We start from the raw sequence: 17,226 nt of genomic DNA, 5'->3' as shown, positions 1-17,226 counted from the left end.
AGCCCGCTCCACTTGGCCGCCTTCGCCTGATCCTGCCCGGCCTTGCGGCTCGACGCATCGGGAGCGAGGTCGAGGATTTGCGCGGAGGTGAGGCTCATACGGCGATGGGATGGCGATTCCGAAGCGGGATGATTCGCCGAAGCCTAACCCGCCGAGGCGGCAATGCAAGCATAAATCGCCAGCTCAAATATCTATTAAGAAAATGCTGAGAAATTATATCGAATAACAAGCCTGCACAAATTTCAGACAAGGCTAAAACGTCAGAAATCATAGATTCTCATGGACCATGAGCGTGGTCGAAGTTTCGCTCATCCGCGATCGCCGGGCGCGCTGACATCGTTCGACCTCGACAGTTGCTCTCGTTATTCCGGTGGCACGCTCGCTCGATGGTCATCGGCACAGCAGGGATGGCAGTTCGGCGCCTCCCACGAAACTCCCGCTGCGGCTTTCTCATCGACAAGAGCGCGGACTTCTGCCCGGAGATGCCCTCGCCCAAGGCTGCCTGTGTCGCGAAGGGACTCATGTCCAGGGCACCCGGTCTCTCCGCCGGAGGGAGACCATTCCCCATGAGGCGCGACATATGAACCTATCGTCGGCCTTCGCGTTTACAGTCTTCGTGTCAGAGAGGGAGTTGGGATGCGCATCGAGGAATACCGCGAGCCCAGTTGGCCCAGGCCCCGTGCCACGGATCTGAACAGCGCATTGACCGAGACGACCCGGCGGCGTCTCGGCGAGGAATTGCAGGCCCTCTACGAGCCGGTCATCGACGAGCCGCTGGACCCGCGCCTTGCTGAACTCATGAAGCAGCTTGAGGCGGATCGGGACCGGTAGGGCCGGGTCTGATCTAAGGATCGCGGGCGATCCACTCGGCGTGGCGAGGGGCGGATCGTAAAGGCGAGCTGCTCGGTTATTGACGCCGAGCGGCCTTCGATCTCGGCGGGTCACTCCGCTGACTGGTCGTGCCGATCGACCGTCGATCGCATGAGGTCGGTTGAAGACATCACGAGGATGGGGACACGACGATCCCCGGCGTGGGTTCAATGAATGTCCAGACAGCCCATGTGGGACGGCTATGCCGGTCCGTCGCCCTGGAAATCAGGCGACTACAGTGATCGTCGAGTCATTGTAGAATGACTCTCGCCTTGTCTTACCGGTGGTCCGCCTCGCATTCATTCCGCGCCGTCGGTCGCATCGCCCCACTCATGCGACACGATCTGCATAGCAGCCCGGCACGCGCGATGGGCGACGGGCGGAGCGAAGGGGACGACGCCCTGCTCCAAGCGAGCCATCGGCACGCTATCAAGGCCATGCAGATGCGGGCCAAGAGGGCGGCACGTCTCGCTCAATATGGGCTGTCATAGCCCAAGGTTACGCGGCGCATTCCTCAGGCACCGCTACGGGCTCTGCCAGTCCTCGGGCATAAAGCTTGGCGACGGCTGCCCAGAAGCTGACCCCGTCTTCGCCTGGAGACATCTGTAAGCGGAGGTCGATGGCCTCCCTCGCCGCCTGCGCCATGGCGGTCAACTCGTCTTCGGCGGCTTCGAGCAACGACGGCATCGCGGCATCCTCATGCTGTGTCGCACCATGTGAAACGTCGGCATTGAACGAAACGATCCATCGGCTGCGCGAAGCGCGTCCGGCGGCCTCACAATTTGTGCGATAACCCAGAGGGTCAGATCAGGCACACCATAAGATAGTGCTTAATCGAGCCGCGCTTTTTCTATTCCTGGCGTCTCAGACCTCATTGTATCCCGGCCTTCGCAAAGGCATGTCTGCCAGCCATTGAGCTGAGCCTTGATTGTCGGATGGCAATCCGTGCTCGCCTCTCAAACGGATGTCAGGGTAGGCGTCTAGTGTAAATCCAGCCTCGATATGTTTTAGGTATTTGATTAAGTTTTCGCATTGAAATAGCTCTGAAACGGGAGTTTGTACTATGAGTTATGCAGGATTGGCAATTTTTGATGACGGCCGCCTCAATGGCGTGATTTTTTTGAGCAATAACGCCGATCCGAACTCAAACAAAGACGCGCCTCTCAAGGTGGGCTTCGCCGGCGGGTTCCTGGGCCTGTCCTTAGGAGGAGCCCCTTCGGTAAAATATACGTATCTAAGTGGTGGCGCCCAGGTGAATGTCGCCGATGGGGCCGGACCGTTAATTCTCGCCTATGACGACAGGACTGGCGATTCCGTTCTGCAGGGTGGTAAACTCGGTGACTTCCTATACGGCGGCTCGGGCAATGACGTCTTGAATGGCGGTGGCGGCGACGACACCTTGATAGGCAATCTGGGTACCAATATCATCCGAGGCGGTTCCGGAAACAATACCGCTAGTTATGTGGGATACAGCGGACCAAACGCTCCGGATACTTTGGGCGTTCAGGTCTTTCTTGACGAGCGCGAGGCCTACAACAGGGACGGATTCGGATTTCATGACACGCTCATCGACATTCAGAATCTTGTCGGCACTCGTTTCCTCGATATCTTGGTCGGTGATGCGGGTGACAATATCCTGGAAGGACACGATGGCGCCGACGTTATCCGAGGTGGCGCAGGTAACGACACGTCGAGCTACGAGACGTCAGCCTTTTCTGTCGATGTGAACCTGACGACCAAGGTCAACGATGGTGGGGCGGCGTGGGGGGATATTCTCGAGAGCATCGAGAACGTTCGCGGAAGTGACTACGCGGATTCTCTGACGGGCGATGCAAAAGCCAATGTGCTCGAAGGCGGCGCGGAAGCCGACCAGCTTCTCGGCGCGGGTGGCAGCGACACGGCGAGCTACGAGCATTCTCTCTTCGGTGTGACCGTCAATCTGACGACGGGGGCCAACACCGGTGGCGACGCTGAAGGTGATATCCTGACCGATATCGAGAACCTTCGCGGCAGTCGATACGAAGACGTTCTGACAGGCGATGCGACGGCCAATGTGCTCGAAGGCGGCGCGAAAGCCGACCAGCTTTTCGGCGCGGGTGGCAGCGATACGGCGAGCTACGAGCATTCCCTCCTCGGTGTGACCGTCAATCTGGCGACGGGCTCCTACAGTGGCGGTGACGCGCAAGGCGATATCCTGACCAGTATCGAGAACCTTGCCGGCAGCCAGAACGCCGATACGCTGACGGGCGATGCGGCGGCCAACGTCCTCGCTGGCGGCGCGGGAAATGACCGGCTTTTCGGAGGTGAGGGCAACGATACCCTGCGCGGGGACGCTGGCTCCGACACGCTGGTCGGGGGAGTCGGCGACGATAGGCTGGTGGTTATCGAGGCGCCGACGCTGGTCCAGGGGGATGCCGGCAACGACAAGCTCTTCCTTCAGGGGGCGGAAACCTTCACGTTCATCGACATGAACTTCAAGGAGATCGAGGCGGTCTATGTGCGCGATTCGCTGACCCTCGATATGTCTGGCGTGAGCACGAAAGTCGCGATCACCGTACAGAATGCCGCAACGACGCTCGCTACGGTGACGGGCACCAAGGGCAACGACACCATCACGGCCGGTGCGGGTGACACGGTCCTTGACGGTAGCACCGGGAGCGACAAACTCTCTGCCGGCGCAGGGGCTGATACCTTCACTTTCAAAGCGAACTTTGGACGCGACAATGTCTATGGCTTCGAGTCAGGTGCAGACCATTTTGACGTGTCAGCCCTCGTCAGCAGCATCAATGACATCAACATCAGCGGACTGAATGGCGGAGCGAATACGCTCATCACATTCGAGGGCGCTGGGTCAGGCAACAAGATCATCCTTCATGATGTTGCCGCTTCGTCGCTGGATGCGAGCGATTTCGGGTTCCTCCTCACCTAAGTTCAGTTCCCATCCCCTAACCCGAGCCCGGCCGGATCACTCCGTGCCGGGCTTTTTTCTGGCGTGATGCCGGCCGCTGTGCGGCACGTCCCAACGGGCGCGCTCGGAGTCTCACCGGGGATCCGTCGAAGGTACCTGTGGACCTCGCCCGCCAGCGCCGGTGTTCGTCGTCGCGACGGTGAGCGGCGCAATCAGGCAGATAGGGGCGCCGCAGAAACCACAGAATGACGGGGCGGCGTCCCCACTTCCGTAAACCGGTGCGGGCGAGAAGGCCCAACGATCTCAATGCGGAAATGGCATGAAAGGAAATGGTGCCCAGGGACGGAGTCGAACCGCCGACACTGCGATTTTCAGTCGTGTAACTTCGGATTTTATTGGACGTCCTAGGACCCGTTCATCTTCACTAAGCAACTGAAATTACTGAAACTTTAGTCTAGCAGTGTCCAGGGAGGTGCGCTACCATCAGCTACCTTTTGTGCCCCCCTTGTGCCCCCGGCTAAATGCAGAAACCTCTTACCGACGTTTTGGTTCGTGGAATATCTCCTCCAACATCCGGGCGTACCGAGTTGGGCGATACTCGCTGCAAAGGGCTTGAGCTTCGTGTCACGTCGGGTGGCGCAAGATCATGGTCTTTTCGGTTCCGTGACCCTCGGTCTGGCCGGGTCACTCGAGCCACAATAGGATCGTACCCAGAAGTAAGCCTTGCAGACGCGCGGGAACGCGCCAACGGCCTGCGACGCTCAGTTTCAGCAGGGCTCAACCCTGTTGAGGAAAAGCGGCGTGAGCGAGAGTCTTCCAAAACCAACACGTTTAAAGCACTTAGCGACCGCTACCTCGACGAGCACGCTCGTCGGTTCAAGCGGTCAGCTCCCGCCGACGAACGGAACCTTCGCCTACATGTTCTGCCCAAATGGGCTAATCGACGATACGATGAGATTCAGCGCCGCGACGTGATCGACCTTTGCGAAGGGATGGTGGCGGCAGGCACCGCAACTAACGCAAATCGTGTCCAGGCGCTCATCAGCTCGGTCTTCAGCTTCGCTGTTGATGCGGACATGATCGGCGTAAACCCGTGCGTGCGGCTCCGGAAGCGGGCGGCGGAGAACGTCGGTCGGAGGGTGCTGACGGACGAAGAGCTAGTCCTGTTTTGGCACCGGGTCGTTAGCCCACCAGTTTCTCGCCGTGTTGGGTTGGCACTCAGGATCGCGCTTCTCACGGGCGCTCGTGTCAGTGAAATCGCGCAGGCAGAGCGTGGAGAGTTCTCCCACATCGATGATCCGGAACGTGCTGGATGGGTTCTGCCAACTGCCAGGTCAAAGAACGGTTGTTCACACTTCACGCCGCTTTCCGAGCTTGCCCGCGAAACTGTGTCTGAGGCTATGGATTTAGCAGACAGCACTAGTAGCTTTTTGTTTCCCTCTCCTTCGGTGCGCAGTAAGCCGATAACAGGACATGCTCTTAGTGTAGCGATGCAACGCTTCGGTGGCAGTGTAGGAACCGCATCAGAAGCCGCTCGGAGCTGGGCATCCGAGCAGCCATCCCCCCATGATCTGCGGCGCACAGTAGCCACCCGCCTCGCAGCACTTGGCTGTCCGGCCGAAGATGTGAGTGCGGTTCTAAACCATAAGCGACGTGACGTTACGGGCCGCCACTACGATCTGTATGATCGCGCTAAAGAGAAGCGACGGGCACTCAATTTGTGGTCTGACGCGATCATTTCGCTTGTCCGCGCAGCCGGCCTGCGATCCTCTCCGTAAGCGCGCATTAACGATGCGTGCGCATTCTCGCGAGTCTGATCAATCCACCGTGCGAGCCACTTTGGTCCGCTCAGTTGCGACGAGAGACAAACGGTCCATGCCTCGCCTGCTCGAACTGCTGCGCTGGAAAATCCAGGCGGTTTTTAGGTGGAAGCCAACTCGTGCTCAGTTGCTTCCCCTAATCCTGGGGGTTTTTGCCTTTGCAGGTTGGGGAGCCTACGCGAACAAAGTGTCAGCAAACCGCAACCTTACGACTGAGGTCAGCCTTCTGCAGACAGAACGAGCCGGGTTTGTGAGCCGGCAGCAAGAGCTGGAGCAGGCTAACGCAAATCTTGTTCGTGATTGGCAAGGCAAACTCGCCTCCGCACGCGAGGAGCTTGTCCAAGCTGTTGCAGCCCGCGACGCGGCCAAAGGCCAGCTTGGCAATTCACAGCGCGAACTTGTCGCCTCGAAGAAGCGCCTCGATCAGGCTCGTGAACGTGTATCCGAGACGGGAAGCATTAAACCCGCTGAGCCGTCGAAGAAAGCCGCGAGTAAGCCATAGGGCCGCCCGGTAGCTAGGCCCTCGGTGTTACGAACCCGAACCACCCTACTTCATGGGGGACGAAGCTTCTGGAGGTCTGGCTGGTTGACCGTGACCGTGTGCGCCTCCTGGAACGTGTCGCGGCCTTAGATGGCTGAGCGATGGCGAGGTTTTAGACTGGACATGATAGCGGTGACGGAAGCCCTCGATAGCATTGCGAGCGTGCTGGATGGCACTGGTGAGTACCGGGTGCTGCGGCGTGTCAAGCCGTTCGTCGAGTGCATTGATCCGCCAAACGAGCCGACGTTTATCGGTCTTATTCTCGACACTGAAACCACGGGCGTCGATCATGCACGCGACGAGGTGATCGAACTCGGCGTCATCAAGTTCGAGTATGGCGCAAGCGGCCGCGTCTACCGTGTGATCGAGACGCTTAACCAGCTCCATCAACCGAGCAAGCCGATCCCACCCGAGATCACGCGCCTGACCGGCATCACGGATGCCGATGTGGCTGGTCAGCGGATCGACGACGCAGCCGTTCTCGCGATGGCTACTGATGCCGCTGTAGTGATCGCCCACAACGCCAGCTTCGACCGCCAGATGTGCGAAGGCCGTTGGCCGATCTTCGCCGAGAAGAACTGGGCTTGTTCCTGCCATCAGGTGCCCTGGCGCAACGAAGGCCACGAGGGCATGAAGCTTGGCTATTTGCTCACCGACTACGGCTTTTTCCATAAGGGCCACCGCGCCATCGACGATTGCCATGCCCTTCTTGCGCTACTGGCAGCCCCCCTGAAGACGTCCGGTCGACTTGCGCTGGCGTGCCTGCTCGAAACCGCGCGCAAGCCTACTCTTCGCTTTTGGGCCGCTGGCTCACCCATCGAAACGAAGGACATCCTGAAAGCCCGCAGCTATCGCTGGAGTGGTCGAAGGCGTTGCTGGTATATCGACATCGAAGAAGAGCGGTCCGACATTGAGCGCGCTTTCCTAAGCCAGGAAATATTTAAGAGGGAAGTGCTCGACCTCCCCACCGAACGCATCACGGCACGGGATCGGTTCTCTCTCAGAACGAACCCAGACGCTTGAAAGAGCCCTGAAACCACAGGGCAACCCTGCCTCTCGTAGTTCAGTATAGGGTACCTTCGGTTCGATTGCGGCCTCTGAACCCTTGCGGCGCTTCGGATTGTCCGCTTCAGCGCGGACTGGTTGTCGCTTTCACGAACCAACGGACCTGGCGCGCGCCGATAGAGATCGGTCCCACAAGCGTCGAGTACCCTACCTTTTTCCACGAGGCGCTGACGACCATGGAAAGGCCCATATGCTTTAGACAAAGCATCCGCTTTCGTCAGGCGATCTCCGGCACATCATCATAGCCGAATATGCAAGCGCCAAGGATGTCCGTCGCGCGGTACGGGTAACCTCGGCCGTCGCGGCGGCCGGTTTCAGCGATCAGATGCAAGTTCTTCCGAGGACGGGAGCAAACGACATAAAGTAGCTTCCGGGCGCTAGTTTCGCCGTCAGGATCCGAAAAGTGTGGGACCATTCCCTCGAGCATGGCGAAGGCGATGACCGTGTCGAACTCGGCGCCCTTCACGCCGTGGATCGTTGAAATAGTAATCCCAGTTCGGCTAGCAAAAACGCGCCGGAACGTGGCGATAGCGGAAACACCTTGGACGCCGGCCTCCTCAAGGCGAGCAATTTGAGTCTCCGACCGCGCGAAGAATGTCTCGTGGTGCTCGGCGAGCGTCGGCGAATCCCTTAGTTCGAAGCCTACCGCCAGGCAGAATTCGTCGAAGAACAAGCGCAAATACTCTAGACCGTCGTCTTCGTTGATCTGGATTCCGTTACAGCGACGTAGGAGTTCGCGGTCCGATAGCCCCCGGACAGGAATGCCGGCGTGGTGCAGTTCGGTGAGGATTTCCATGGCCCATCGTGTCCGGCGCACATAGAGTTTCGGGGAGGGCTCGGTGAGCGCCAACCGAGCGACCTTGAACCAAATGTTCTCTTGATCACGTGAGAACGGTGCCATGCCCGGACCGTCGAAGCTATATTCAGGCAAGGCGCCCATCAGCCGCCGCGTTAATGCAGCGAGCTGCATCCAGCGTGGGCCGACGATGCACACCTCTCGCGCCGCGATGCCCAATTGCTCGCAGTTATACCGGATGAGCCGAATGATCTCATCATCTACAGCATGGTGCGTCGTCTCCTGATCGAAGGATACAAGGCTCTCATAGTCACGGTCCTCTCCCACTGCCCCGATTTTAGTGGCGAGCATGTGGTAGTTTGAGAAATATTCCACGATTCGGCTCGATGACCGGTAGTTGCTGGATAGGCTCTTCTCCGCCAGCTTGAGACCGCATAGTGCAGTGAAATCGCGGTGGGTCATCGCGTAGCCGCCGAGCGATCCGTAGATTGCCTGGTTGGGGTCGCCAACAAGGAAGGCGCAGGTCTGACCGGCGCCGGCCCGCAGGATCGCGGCAAGGATAGCGTACTGAATCTCCTTGGTGTCCTGAAACTCGTCGACCATGACGAACTTGAAGATCGAGCTCAGAAGGATCGAGATCGACGGTTCGCTGGCGATCAGGTCGTACGCGCAGCTCAGGATCATCTCGAAGTCGATCATCCGCTCGGCTTCAAGGACCGCCCAGTAGTCTTTCAGTACCCCAAGGATCTGCGCCTTACGGAATGGATTCGAAGCTTCGAGTTGACAACCCAGAGACGTAAAAAAGTAATTACAATGAAACGGGCGGATGAGCGGCATGCGACCCTGGCAGAGCGCTTCCAAATGGCGCTCGGTCTCGTGCTGGTCTGCGACCCGAAAGCCGAACTTAAGCTTGTCATGATAGATCGCATAGGGCCGCAAGATCCAATCGAGGCAGAACGAGTGGATCGTCCCGATCCACAAGCGCTCGGTATCGACACCTAGCCCCTCGATGCGCTCCTCGATTTCCTCGGCCGCCCGGTGGGTGTACGTGATGGCGACCACCCACTGACGGTCGGACTCGAGACGCGAGAGTTCGAGCGCGATCTTGTAGGTGAGTGCCCGCGTCTTGCCGCTCCCGGGGCAAGCGATAAGGAGCACACTGCCGTCGTGCTCGATAGCGTCAATTTGCTCGTCGTTCAGATCTTTTTTGTTCCAGACGAATACCATCAAACAAATCCCAGGACCTCTATGATGACGTCGCCAGGTAGCGCCGGGGCGAGGACGGCAAGCAGCGCAGCTCTATCGATTTCGCCGTGCGAAAATTGCACTGCATGGGCTAGGACTTCGGCCGCGACATCCGACGGTAACAATGCCGGATCGCCGTGCGTCTTGAGCCGGTAGTCAATCATGTTGGCGAGTATGGCGCGGCTGAGCGGCCGATGGGCGGTGAAGATCGCCTCCAATATGTAGTGCGGGATGTGTGACTTGAACGTCACTCGCTTCGCGAGCTGTATCGCGAACCAGCCTTTGCCGTGGTTGCCGGCCATGGTGAGAATCCGCTTCCCGAAACGCGCGGGGTCGGTTGAACGCAAGTCTTCAGTCGCCTGCTGGATCGTCGGCGGATCGACATAGATAGCTCCAATAGCGTCGACGGCAACTTCGGCATTACCGCTGCGGATGAACTCCAACTCGAATGTGCATTGCGCATAGTGCGTCGAAAGCCAAGTGTTTCCAGCCTTAAAGGTATTGAGCCTGGTTTGCCGCTCTACGCCCGCTGCTGCCGACCCCAACGCCTTGCGCTTCTGCTTAGCGACGGTTTCGGAATCCGCTGGGTTCGGATTTGTGTTAAAGAAGCAGGCGTCGAGGTCGGTCACGATGGCGCAGCGCTTGCGAATGCGGTCGTCGTGGAAGAGCATGGCCACGTTTTCGAAGCCGGTGCTCCGGATGTTGATAAGACTGATACCCAGCTCATCGAGGCTGATGCCCAAAACTTCCTTTACCAGCGCCGGGACTAGAATTTCCTCGGCATCACCTTCGACCAAGATGACACTTTTGGCGAACAGTAGATTGCTTCGCACCGCGTCTAGGTAGCGCTGAATGCTCCGAATTTCGCCAGCTTCTAAACCAGTGGCCGGCTGGTATACTTCACATAGCGCTCCGTTTCGGACTAATATATTGACGTTCTCGATGTTGCTGACTTCGGAGATGTGGGTCGAATGGGTCGAATAGATGACCTGGGTGTCGGAGTAGGTCAGCCGGTCGAAGAGCGTCTTCTGAATGTGTGTGTGAATGTGAGCTTCCGGCTCCTCGATCAGTAGGAAGTTGGCGCAAGCCTGCTTGGCCTTCTGATATTTGAACTCTAGCAGCTTGAGCGTGAGATAGATGAGATTGGCGCCGCCAAGACTCAGCTCATGGATGGCACCCTCGTAGTCGTCTTCGGTCTCGCCGACGAACAGCCGCAAGGATTGGAAGAGGCGTTCGGCCTCGGCGGGAACCGCCGAGCGAACCGACAGACTGGCCGGCGAGTAGGTCTCGCCGGCGGCATCGCGGATCGTCTGGCGTATATCGGACCTGATCTCGCTGACGTCCGGCAAGCCCTCTATTGCTGCGTTCAGGTCTTTGACCTTCTCGGTGATTGGCTCCAGCGTAACAGGGTCAATCTCGCCACTCTTGCTTCGGAGTAAGGTAAGGAGGGGATTGGTTCGTTGGCCCTGGAATTCACTAACAACATCGCGCAATGCTTGAACGAACGTAAAGCAAATTTCCTTGGTGATTGATAACGCCCTCGGGACTGGACCGCCTATCGTCGGTGGGTTTAACTCCACCGGAAACCGAACTTCGTTGAAGTCGCCTACCAGCTCTTTATAGACATCGGGATCTGTGAAATCAGCGGTGCTCTTGCCGGTCAGGAGGGTCTCATAGTCGTCCGTCGTTAGGCCCTTCAGCAGCTCTGTGAGACCAGCTTGGTCGCCTTCCTCCAGGGCGCCCAACCTAGCACGAACGGCGGCGCTCGGACGGAAGATCAGGTTGTAGGTCGCACGGCCAACCGCGCCGTCCTCAATGACGCCGGTGCCATGTAGAAACAGCGCCTGGATCGCCTCATCGTGTGAGACCTCACTGAACTCAAGGCTGATGATGATCCAGTGTCCGCGCCAGTTCTTAAGGCCACGGTGGAAGTCCGTTTCGTCCAGGCGAAAGGCCCAGCGGAGTTGATCGGCGTCCAGCAGGAGCCGAATCGCGCGGAACAGATTCGACTTTCCCGAACCGTTCTCCCCGATGATCGTATTGACGCCCGTGTTAAAGACTGCGTTGGCCCGCTCGAAGTTCCGAAAGTTGACCAGCTGTACGCGGGAGATGTGCATGGCTCTGGCCTTCGGCTAGCTACCTCAGAGCATTGGCGCCCTAAGGCCAAGGTTACTCGGGTGGCAACAAATTGTCTGCAAATTTGACAGGGCGATGGGATGACCGAGTAGCGCAGTGCGTACCTTTTGGCGCCAGTCGTTTTCGACGCCATGCACAGCCTCGTAGTGGAAGTCTAGCGCTTCGTACCCACCCCGAACGTCCGCACCGGGTGGCAACTAGACCGCGGCTCTTGATCCGGAACGGACGTTACGTCTCCGACCTTTTCTCTGTCGTCGATGGGCTAGCGGCAACTACCGAAAGCAGACGGCTCAAAGCAGCTTTCCTGCTAGCCGAAGGCGTCGGCTGCATGCGGATCGGGGGGGCGGTACATTGGCGATCCCGTCGCCATGCTCACTTCCGATGCCCTGCCAGCAGGCAGCTTAGGTATCCTTCCCGGATTGGGCTCGTGAGTCCCGTTAAACGAGCTTCGCGATATCCTCGTCAAGCTCGCTCGGCTTGTTAACAAGAAATTCGTGAAGGGCTACCAGCTTCGCCAGCAGCTCGTCGAACGTGATGATGAGCACGTCTTTCTGACTGCCGCGGTATATTTCAAAAGACCGTTTTTCGTCCTTTTTTTCAGGAAGTCTGCCGATAATCAGTATGCACGGGACTGACCAAGCCTGGATGTTTGGCTCCTCATCCTCTTCCTTCTTAGCTGCGATGCCCTTGATGAGCCGAAGTTTTTGATCGACTAGCTGGTTCGTACCACCGGTCAGCTCTGGGTGTGGGCCATAGAGGCTGGGCGGACGATACGGGTCCCTGGTCAGCAACGGCGTCTCGGTTGTCTTGATCTCAACGATGGCCAAGTTACCTAGCATCCCGGCTTGGACCAAGAAATCGGCCTGCTTCTCGCCCTTCCGCTTCAACCCCATCCCGCCGACTGTCGCTTGGCTAGTATAGTAGACTACTGGCAACCCAAAAAGCACTTTCAAGATAAATGAGTTCTTCTCGAAATAGGTCTGCCAGAACACCTCTCGGTGGCTCTTAGCCATCTCCTTGGTCATATTATCAATCAATGTGGAAAGGGAGGCCAACTGGATCTTTTCGCTCAATTCAAAAAGCTGCACCGGATCGTCCTGGGCGATCTCCGCGACTTGACGCATCACGCTTCGGACAGCGGCGCTGTTGTTGGTGTTCCGAGACCGCGGGATGCCCTTCTTGGCCAGCGCCGACTGGATTGTATCCTGCAAATCTATTCCGGGCCGCTCGAAGTCGTTGGGTTCGTATCCCGGGACCACGTACGGCATGAAAAGGTTCTTGAGGTAGGCCATCTTTTCGCCGTTGGCGAAATCGCGAGCGGCATCGTGGGCCCGGTTGATGTTCAGACGGGCATAGTCGTAGATGTGGACGGGAAGCCGCACGTCGTCGCCATCGACCGAGATTTGGTCGTCATCGCACATTGTGATGCCTACGATGCCGGGGAGGTTGCGGAAGGCGTCGATGAGATACTTGATGCGTGGATCAACTCCAAAACCCTCGAACGGCTTGCGGTGGAATCCGGTTGGCAATCCGAAGAACAAGCCGATGTATTTATCGACCTCCATTTTATTTTCGCCTTCGAACGATATCCTGGAGATAGTCCCGTACTTTCTCTTGAGAAAATTGGTCTGGTTTGAGCGGAGCCAGATGGGATAGGTAGTTAGAACCCTGGTCTCAACGCTGTATTCAGCTAATATGCAAGGATGCGATGATTCGTCCAGAAGCTCCATGTCGGCTCCAGCTGCCTTTGCCCTGTCATAGGCCTTCACGCTGAGATGGTAGCTCAGATATTGTATCTTCCCATCGGAAGTGTTCTCTAGGACCAGGAAAGAGTCGTCTTCAGCATGCCTGCCGGCGGCGATACGCTCGCTGGTGTAGGTATCTTCCTTCTCCGGACCAGCCACTTCACGCCCCCTTTTATTGGCCGCCATATAAGGGGTCCAGGCAGGGAAGTGAAAGTGAGCGTCACATCACTGCCTCACCGAGCCTTCTGCAAGCGCACTTTCCCGGCTTCTGCAGTGGATCGTGAACAGGCCCAGGGAATGGGTTCCATCCTTTAGATTTCGACCACTAGCGACGCATACGAACTAGGCTCCTAACAAGAGCTAAGGAACCCGAAATTAGATTCGCGACAAAAGCCAATTCATACGGAAGGAATGAATTCAGGCGCGCGGTTACCCGCCGAATGTCGAATCATTGAGGCAAGAGGTATTTGGTTAGCGGCGCATAGCAGATGTCAGTGTAGCCGGGTGACATTGGGGTATACCCTGCTGTGACGTAACATGCCCTCCGCCGGCCATCGTAACATCTGGGTTGACACCGGCTATTTGTGACAAGGTAGCCTCGGGCCTAAAGCTTGAGGTTACAAACCATGGCCCGCATCGGTTACGCCCGTGTCAGTACGCTCGATCAGGATCTCGACGGGCAGGTTGCCCGGCTCAAGGCCGAAGGCTGCGGGGTGATCCGCTCGGAGAAAGTTTCGGGCGGCAGTCGCGACGGCCGGGCTGAGTTGGCGACCGTGCTTGAGTTCCTACGGCCCGGCGACGAACTCGTGGTCACGCGCCTCGACCGGCTCGGGCGCGACACGCGAGATGTCTTGAACCTCATTCACGAGGCTGAGCAACGCGGTGCACATGTCACCGTGCTGGACCCCCACGTTTCGACCCGAGGCGAAATGGGCCACGTCGTTTTGACGGTGCTTGGCATGGTCGCGCAAATGGAACGACGGTTCATCAAAGAGCGTCAGCGCGAGGGCATCGTACGCGCGAAGGGCAGCGGTGCTTATGCCGGCGGCAAGCGCCGCCTCGACCGCGAACGGATCAAGGCGATGGCTTCGGCAGGCGATGGGGCCGCGGCGATTGCTTCGGCTTTGGGCTGCTCTCGTATGCAGGTGTATCGGGTGATCAGAGAGGCATGACCGGCCGACTGTCTTCAGCGATGGCAATGTCCTGGATGGGTGGTTTCCCGCCGGTCTGCTTTCGGGCAGTGCTCGATTGAAGCGGACATCGCCTCCGTGCCCGCTCACGAGCTAGAGCATACCCTCACGATGCCCGCTAACGCGGCATTCCAGTTTGCCGGTCTGCTATGGTCGGTTTAGCTGAAAAAGTTCGTTTTGGATGGTCCAACTGAACATTCAAAACAGACGGATGCCATGGTTCGCTTGGGCCATACCCAAACCAAACCACTGATTGCTCAGGCTTGTAAGGAGCGGGTCGGATTACGATGGACACGAACCTCCATCGCCACTGCCGCCGTTGCAGGAGGCGCTGCTACTATTCGAACTCGTGAACTGCCCCATCGAATGGGCACCGCTTCCAGATCTGAAGCACAGGCGACCGTCGGTGAGGGCACAGATGATGAGCGAGATGCCATGCAACGGCGCGACACAACCAATCATAAAGCAATATCCGGCGATACTATCGAGAGGCTTGTGAGGCGGACCGTATACTTCATAGTATCCGCCAGCGGCCATAAGCCCGCCAGCTATCAAAATCAGGATGCCAAGAACCAACATTCCGGACACTCGCCCCCTGGTCGGCTGATTAACTCCCATGTGGTCACCCCTCTGGTTAGGACACAGGACAGTCACAGAGTTCGCCGGCCTTGGCTACTTTGATATTGACGGCTTCAGGCGGTGGCTGTCGCCACTATACCCAAACCGAACCACACTGATCGGCTACTTGGGGTGGCTTCCTGCCCGTCCGCTTCAGGCCGGAGAAGGTATCAGAGCTTACATCGCTGCCCCATGCGCTCTCGTCCTATAACGGCCCGTCGCGTGGCTTCACCCATTCCAAAGAAATATCACGGCCACAGGCGCTCGCTCGTCCAGCCTCCATGGTTCTCTTGTCGGTATCGCAAACGCGCGTGTCTGCGTTCCTCGTCCGCCTGCCAGAACTCGACCTCATTAGGCTTTACGGCGTAGACCGCCCAGGTCGGTGATACGGTTGACGGGTCGGCCTCGATCCGACGGCGCTGCTCGGCCAAGCCCGCATCCAACGCTGCGTCGCTCACGAGGACGTCACTCTGCCGAGCGAGCAAAGCACCCGCACGCGAACCGATGGGGCGGGCCAGGAAGTCTGCCTCACAGATCTCCCGACTCATTTCGATGACTGGACCGCGTAGGCGGACCTGCCGACCGAGTGGCTGCCAGTAGAATGTCAGGGCGGCACGGGGCTGGGCGGCGATCTGGCGGCCCTTGGGACTGAGCTTCGTGCTGGCGAAGTGCCATCCATCGGCATCCACGTTCTTGAGGATCAGGACGCGGGCATCTGGGTAGCCCTGCTCATCGACAGTCGAGAGCGTCATGGCATGGGCTTCGGGTATGCCCCCGTCGATAGCATCGCAGAGCCATGTCTCGAAAAGACCGCGTGGGTCATCCGGGGTGGCGGTGGCATCGAATGGCGCGAAAGGACCGGCGAGGGATTTGAGGCCGCGAAGCCGCTCTTTCAGTGCCATGAACTGCTCCGATATCAACCAACAGGAGGACGGCCGAGCCAGCCGACCGCCAACGAATAGTCAAGCTGTTAGATCGCAAATCACCCCAAGCTGTAATTGCCGGACAGCCTATGAATGACGGCTTCTGGGAAACGCCTATGGCGAACCTAGTGGCCGGCTTGGGTCGATAAGAGCCATTCGCCTACATCTTTCGAAAGATCGTGGCTTTGAGCATCCGGTGTTCAGTGTCATCGACGTGGCCGGCGGTGCGGAGATCGCCGAGGCGTTCGAGCTCCCGAACTGCATCGGCCGGCGAAAGGGCGGGCCGCGCGTGTCCGCCACCATCCCCGGAAGGGGCCGCCACGAGGGCGACCCGTTGAGTGTCGTTGACGAACAGGTTCAGCCCCGACTCACCGCCCTGCGAGGCGCCGGGCTGATCCGGCCGATGCACCGCGTGCAGCGCCCAGACCAACGCCACGACCCACCCGACGAGCGTTCCACCGAATAGGGCGTTGACCGCCAGGATGACCCAGCGGTTGGGATGGTGCCGATGAAAGGCGATGATCGACGGCAGGCCGTAGATCGCGATGCAAACGGTGACGACGACCAGCACCCAGGCCGTGTCGTCGTTCACGCGCCGCGCGCCTGCGACAGGGCCTGCGCCTTCATCACTTCGAACTCGGCATCCGACAGGCTACCGTTGGCGCGAAGCTGCGCCAGCCGCTCGATCTCGGCGATCACGTCACGCTGTTGCTGCGCGAGGGGTTGAGCCGGCACAGGGCCTGAGGCGGCAGCGCCAATTGAAGCGGGCACGGCACCGGCTGCCTGCGGCGGACCGAACCGGTTCGGCCCCGGCGTCCCGGCGAAGCAGGCGAAGACCAGCGCAACGGGGCTGAGCAACAACCACCAGCCCGAATGGTCGGTGTCGTGCATCCGCCGAATGCCGGCAGCCACCTGTGGCAGGAGGTGAACGAGGTGGGTGAGGCCAATGAACAGGCCGCCATCCTTGTTGCCGGTGGCGAAGGCCGCATCGAGCACCAGCGCGATCAAGGCGATGCCGAGGTACACGAGAATGAAGCGCCAGTAGTCACCGCGCGAGGTCCGGCCGGAAAAGTCGCGATAGCTCCGCATCGCACTGAGGTACGAGTTCATGTTCTAAATCCTGATGAGGGGGGTGACGATGGCGGCGTGGTGGCCAGGGGCGGGCGCAACGCCGTTCGGTCAGGTGCGCCGGCTAGGCAGCAGGCAGGCACGGCTATCAGTGTCGGAGGCTCAGTATTCCTGGGCCAGCAGGATGGTGAGGACGCGCACCGTCACCGCAGGGTCAGCCGGGTCGGGCGAATGCCCGACCATGGCGCGGTCGTAGGTATCGATCTTCCAGAAGCACCGCTGCCCAGCGAGGTCGAAAGCG

At 58.8% G+C, this 17,226-nt stretch carries 14 protein-coding genes and 1 tRNA gene; 6 read left to right on the top strand and 9 right to left on the bottom strand.

Features of this window, described 5'->3' with window-relative positions; translation table 11 throughout:
- Positions 1–702: 702 nt before the first annotated feature.
- A complete protein-coding gene (locus tag MBTS_RS23990; protein ID WP_274533751.1) occupies positions 703–831 on the top strand; it encodes a hypothetical protein in 129 nt (42 codons plus the stop codon).
- Between the two features lie 537 nt (positions 832–1,368).
- Here the strand turns inward: MBTS_RS23990 and MBTS_RS10180 are convergent.
- The gene (locus MBTS_RS10180; RefSeq protein WP_018041734.1) at positions 1,369–1,557 is read right to left on the bottom strand and encodes a hypothetical protein; all 189 of its coding nucleotides are present in this window, start codon (positions 1,555–1,557) and stop codon (positions 1,369–1,371) included.
- Between the two features lie 376 nt (positions 1,558–1,933).
- On the opposite strand from MBTS_RS10180, the gene MBTS_RS10175 reads away from it, so the two are divergent.
- Entirely contained in the window at positions 1,934–3,799 is a 1,866-nt protein-coding gene (locus MBTS_RS10175) for a calcium-binding protein (RefSeq protein WP_192215558.1), read from the top strand.
- Positions 3,800–4,108: 309 nt separating this feature from the next.
- Here MBTS_RS10175 and MBTS_RS10170 read toward each other — a convergent pair.
- A tRNA-Phe gene (locus tag MBTS_RS10170) sits at positions 4,109–4,199 on the bottom strand.
- Positions 4,200–4,299: 100 nt separating this feature from the next.
- On the opposite strand from MBTS_RS10170, the gene MBTS_RS24235 reads away from it, so the two are divergent.
- The 3 genes from MBTS_RS24235 (at position 4,300) to MBTS_RS10155 (ending at position 7,162) form a co-directional block, all read left to right on the top strand.
- Positions 4,300–5,556, top strand: a complete 1,257-nt coding sequence (locus tag MBTS_RS24235) for a tyrosine-type recombinase/integrase (RefSeq protein ID WP_192215557.1) — start codon at positions 4,300–4,302, stop codon at positions 5,554–5,556.
- 97 nt (positions 5,557–5,653) lie between these two features.
- On the top strand, positions 5,654–6,100 hold the full coding sequence (locus MBTS_RS10160) for a hypothetical protein (protein WP_192215556.1): 447 nt from the start codon (positions 5,654–5,656) through the stop codon (positions 6,098–6,100).
- A 171-nt stretch (positions 6,101–6,271) separates the two neighbouring features.
- Complete coding sequence (locus MBTS_RS10155) at positions 6,272–7,162, top strand: 3'-5' exonuclease (protein ID WP_192215555.1); 891 nt, start codon at positions 6,272–6,274, stop codon at positions 7,160–7,162.
- A 259-nt stretch (positions 7,163–7,421) separates the two neighbouring features.
- Here the strand turns inward: MBTS_RS10155 and MBTS_RS10150 are convergent, their stop codons facing one another.
- The 3 genes from MBTS_RS10150 to MBTS_RS10140 all read right to left on the bottom strand — a co-directional run bounded on the left by MBTS_RS10150 (position 7,422) and on the right by MBTS_RS10140 (position 13,312).
- Positions 7,422–9,227, bottom strand: a complete 1,806-nt coding sequence (locus tag MBTS_RS10150; RefSeq protein WP_192215554.1) for an ATP-dependent helicase — start codon at positions 9,225–9,227, stop codon at positions 7,422–7,424.
- Positions 9,227–11,362, bottom strand: a complete 2,136-nt coding sequence (locus MBTS_RS10145; RefSeq protein ID WP_192215553.1) for an ATP-dependent nuclease — start codon at positions 11,360–11,362, stop codon at positions 9,227–9,229. Before MBTS_RS10145 ends, MBTS_RS10150 begins: the two co-directional genes overlap by 1 nt.
- 456 nt (positions 11,363–11,818) lie before the next feature.
- Positions 11,819–13,312 (bottom strand): Shedu immune nuclease family protein, encoded by a 1,494-nt coding sequence (locus MBTS_RS10140; protein ID WP_192215552.1) that lies wholly within the window; start codon positions 13,310–13,312, stop codon positions 11,819–11,821.
- A gap of 440 nt (positions 13,313–13,752) precedes the next feature.
- On the opposite strand from MBTS_RS10140, the gene MBTS_RS10135 reads away from it, so the two are divergent.
- Positions 13,753–14,298: a recombinase family protein gene (locus MBTS_RS10135; protein WP_192215551.1), complete on the top strand. Its 546-nt coding sequence runs from the start codon at positions 13,753–13,755 to the stop codon at positions 14,296–14,298.
- A gap of 884 nt (positions 14,299–15,182) precedes the next feature.
- Here MBTS_RS10135 and MBTS_RS10130 read toward each other — a convergent pair.
- The 4 genes from MBTS_RS10130 to MBTS_RS10115 form a co-directional block, all read right to left on the bottom strand.
- Complete coding sequence (locus MBTS_RS10130; RefSeq protein ID WP_192215550.1) at positions 15,183–15,836, bottom strand: pyridoxine/pyridoxamine 5'-phosphate oxidase; 654 nt, start codon at positions 15,834–15,836, stop codon at positions 15,183–15,185.
- A gap of 181 nt (positions 15,837–16,017) precedes the next feature.
- Positions 16,018–16,428, bottom strand: a complete 411-nt coding sequence (locus MBTS_RS10125) for a superinfection immunity protein (protein WP_192215549.1) — start codon at positions 16,426–16,428, stop codon at positions 16,018–16,020.
- A gap of 17 nt (positions 16,429–16,445) precedes the next feature.
- The gene (locus tag MBTS_RS10120) at positions 16,446–16,967 is read right to left on the bottom strand and encodes a DUF805 domain-containing protein (protein ID WP_192215548.1); all 522 of its coding nucleotides are present in this window, start codon (positions 16,965–16,967) and stop codon (positions 16,446–16,448) included.
- A gap of 120 nt (positions 16,968–17,087) precedes the next feature.
- A partial coding sequence (locus tag MBTS_RS10115) for a DUF3768 domain-containing protein (protein WP_192215547.1) occupies positions 17,088–17,226 on the bottom strand: 139 nt, incomplete at its 5' end.

It is taken from the genome of Methylobacterium bullatum, from assembly GCF_014845095.1.
In the GTDB taxonomy this organism is placed as follows: domain Bacteria; phylum Pseudomonadota; class Alphaproteobacteria; order Rhizobiales; family Beijerinckiaceae; genus Methylobacterium; species Methylobacterium bullatum.
This window is presented reverse-complemented; position numbering and strand designations above follow the sequence as displayed.

Excerpts from the sequence above, each read along its gene's own strand:
- MBTS_RS10135 (WP_192215551.1), top strand. The coding sequence starts at position 13,753 with ATGGCCCGCATCGGTTACGCCCGTGTCAGTACGCTCGATCAGGATCTC.
- MBTS_RS10180 (WP_018041734.1), bottom strand. The coding sequence starts at position 1,557 with ATGCCGTCGTTGCTCGAAGCCGCCGAAGACGAGTTGACCGCCATGGCG.
- MBTS_RS10175 (WP_192215558.1), top strand. The coding sequence starts at position 1,934 with ATGAGTTATGCAGGATTGGCAATTTTTGATGACGGCCGCCTCAATGGC.
- MBTS_RS24235 (WP_192215557.1), top strand. The coding sequence starts at position 4,300 with ATGCAGAAACCTCTTACCGACGTTTTGGTTCGTGGAATATCTCCTCCA.
- MBTS_RS10130 (WP_192215550.1), bottom strand. The coding sequence starts at position 15,836 with ATGGCACTGAAAGAGCGGCTTCGCGGCCTCAAATCCCTCGCCGGTCCT.
- MBTS_RS10120 (WP_192215548.1), bottom strand. The coding sequence starts at position 16,967 with ATGAACTCGTACCTCAGTGCGATGCGGAGCTATCGCGACTTTTCCGGC.
- MBTS_RS10150 (WP_192215554.1), bottom strand. The coding sequence starts at position 9,227 with ATGGTATTCGTCTGGAACAAAAAAGATCTGAACGACGAGCAAATTGAC.
- MBTS_RS10160 (WP_192215556.1), top strand. The coding sequence starts at position 5,654 with ATGCCTCGCCTGCTCGAACTGCTGCGCTGGAAAATCCAGGCGGTTTTT.
- MBTS_RS10140 (WP_192215552.1), bottom strand. The coding sequence starts at position 13,312 with ATGGCGGCCAATAAAAGGGGGCGTGAAGTGGCTGGTCCGGAGAAGGAA.
- MBTS_RS10145 (WP_192215553.1), bottom strand. The coding sequence starts at position 11,362 with ATGCACATCTCCCGCGTACAGCTGGTCAACTTTCGGAACTTCGAGCGG.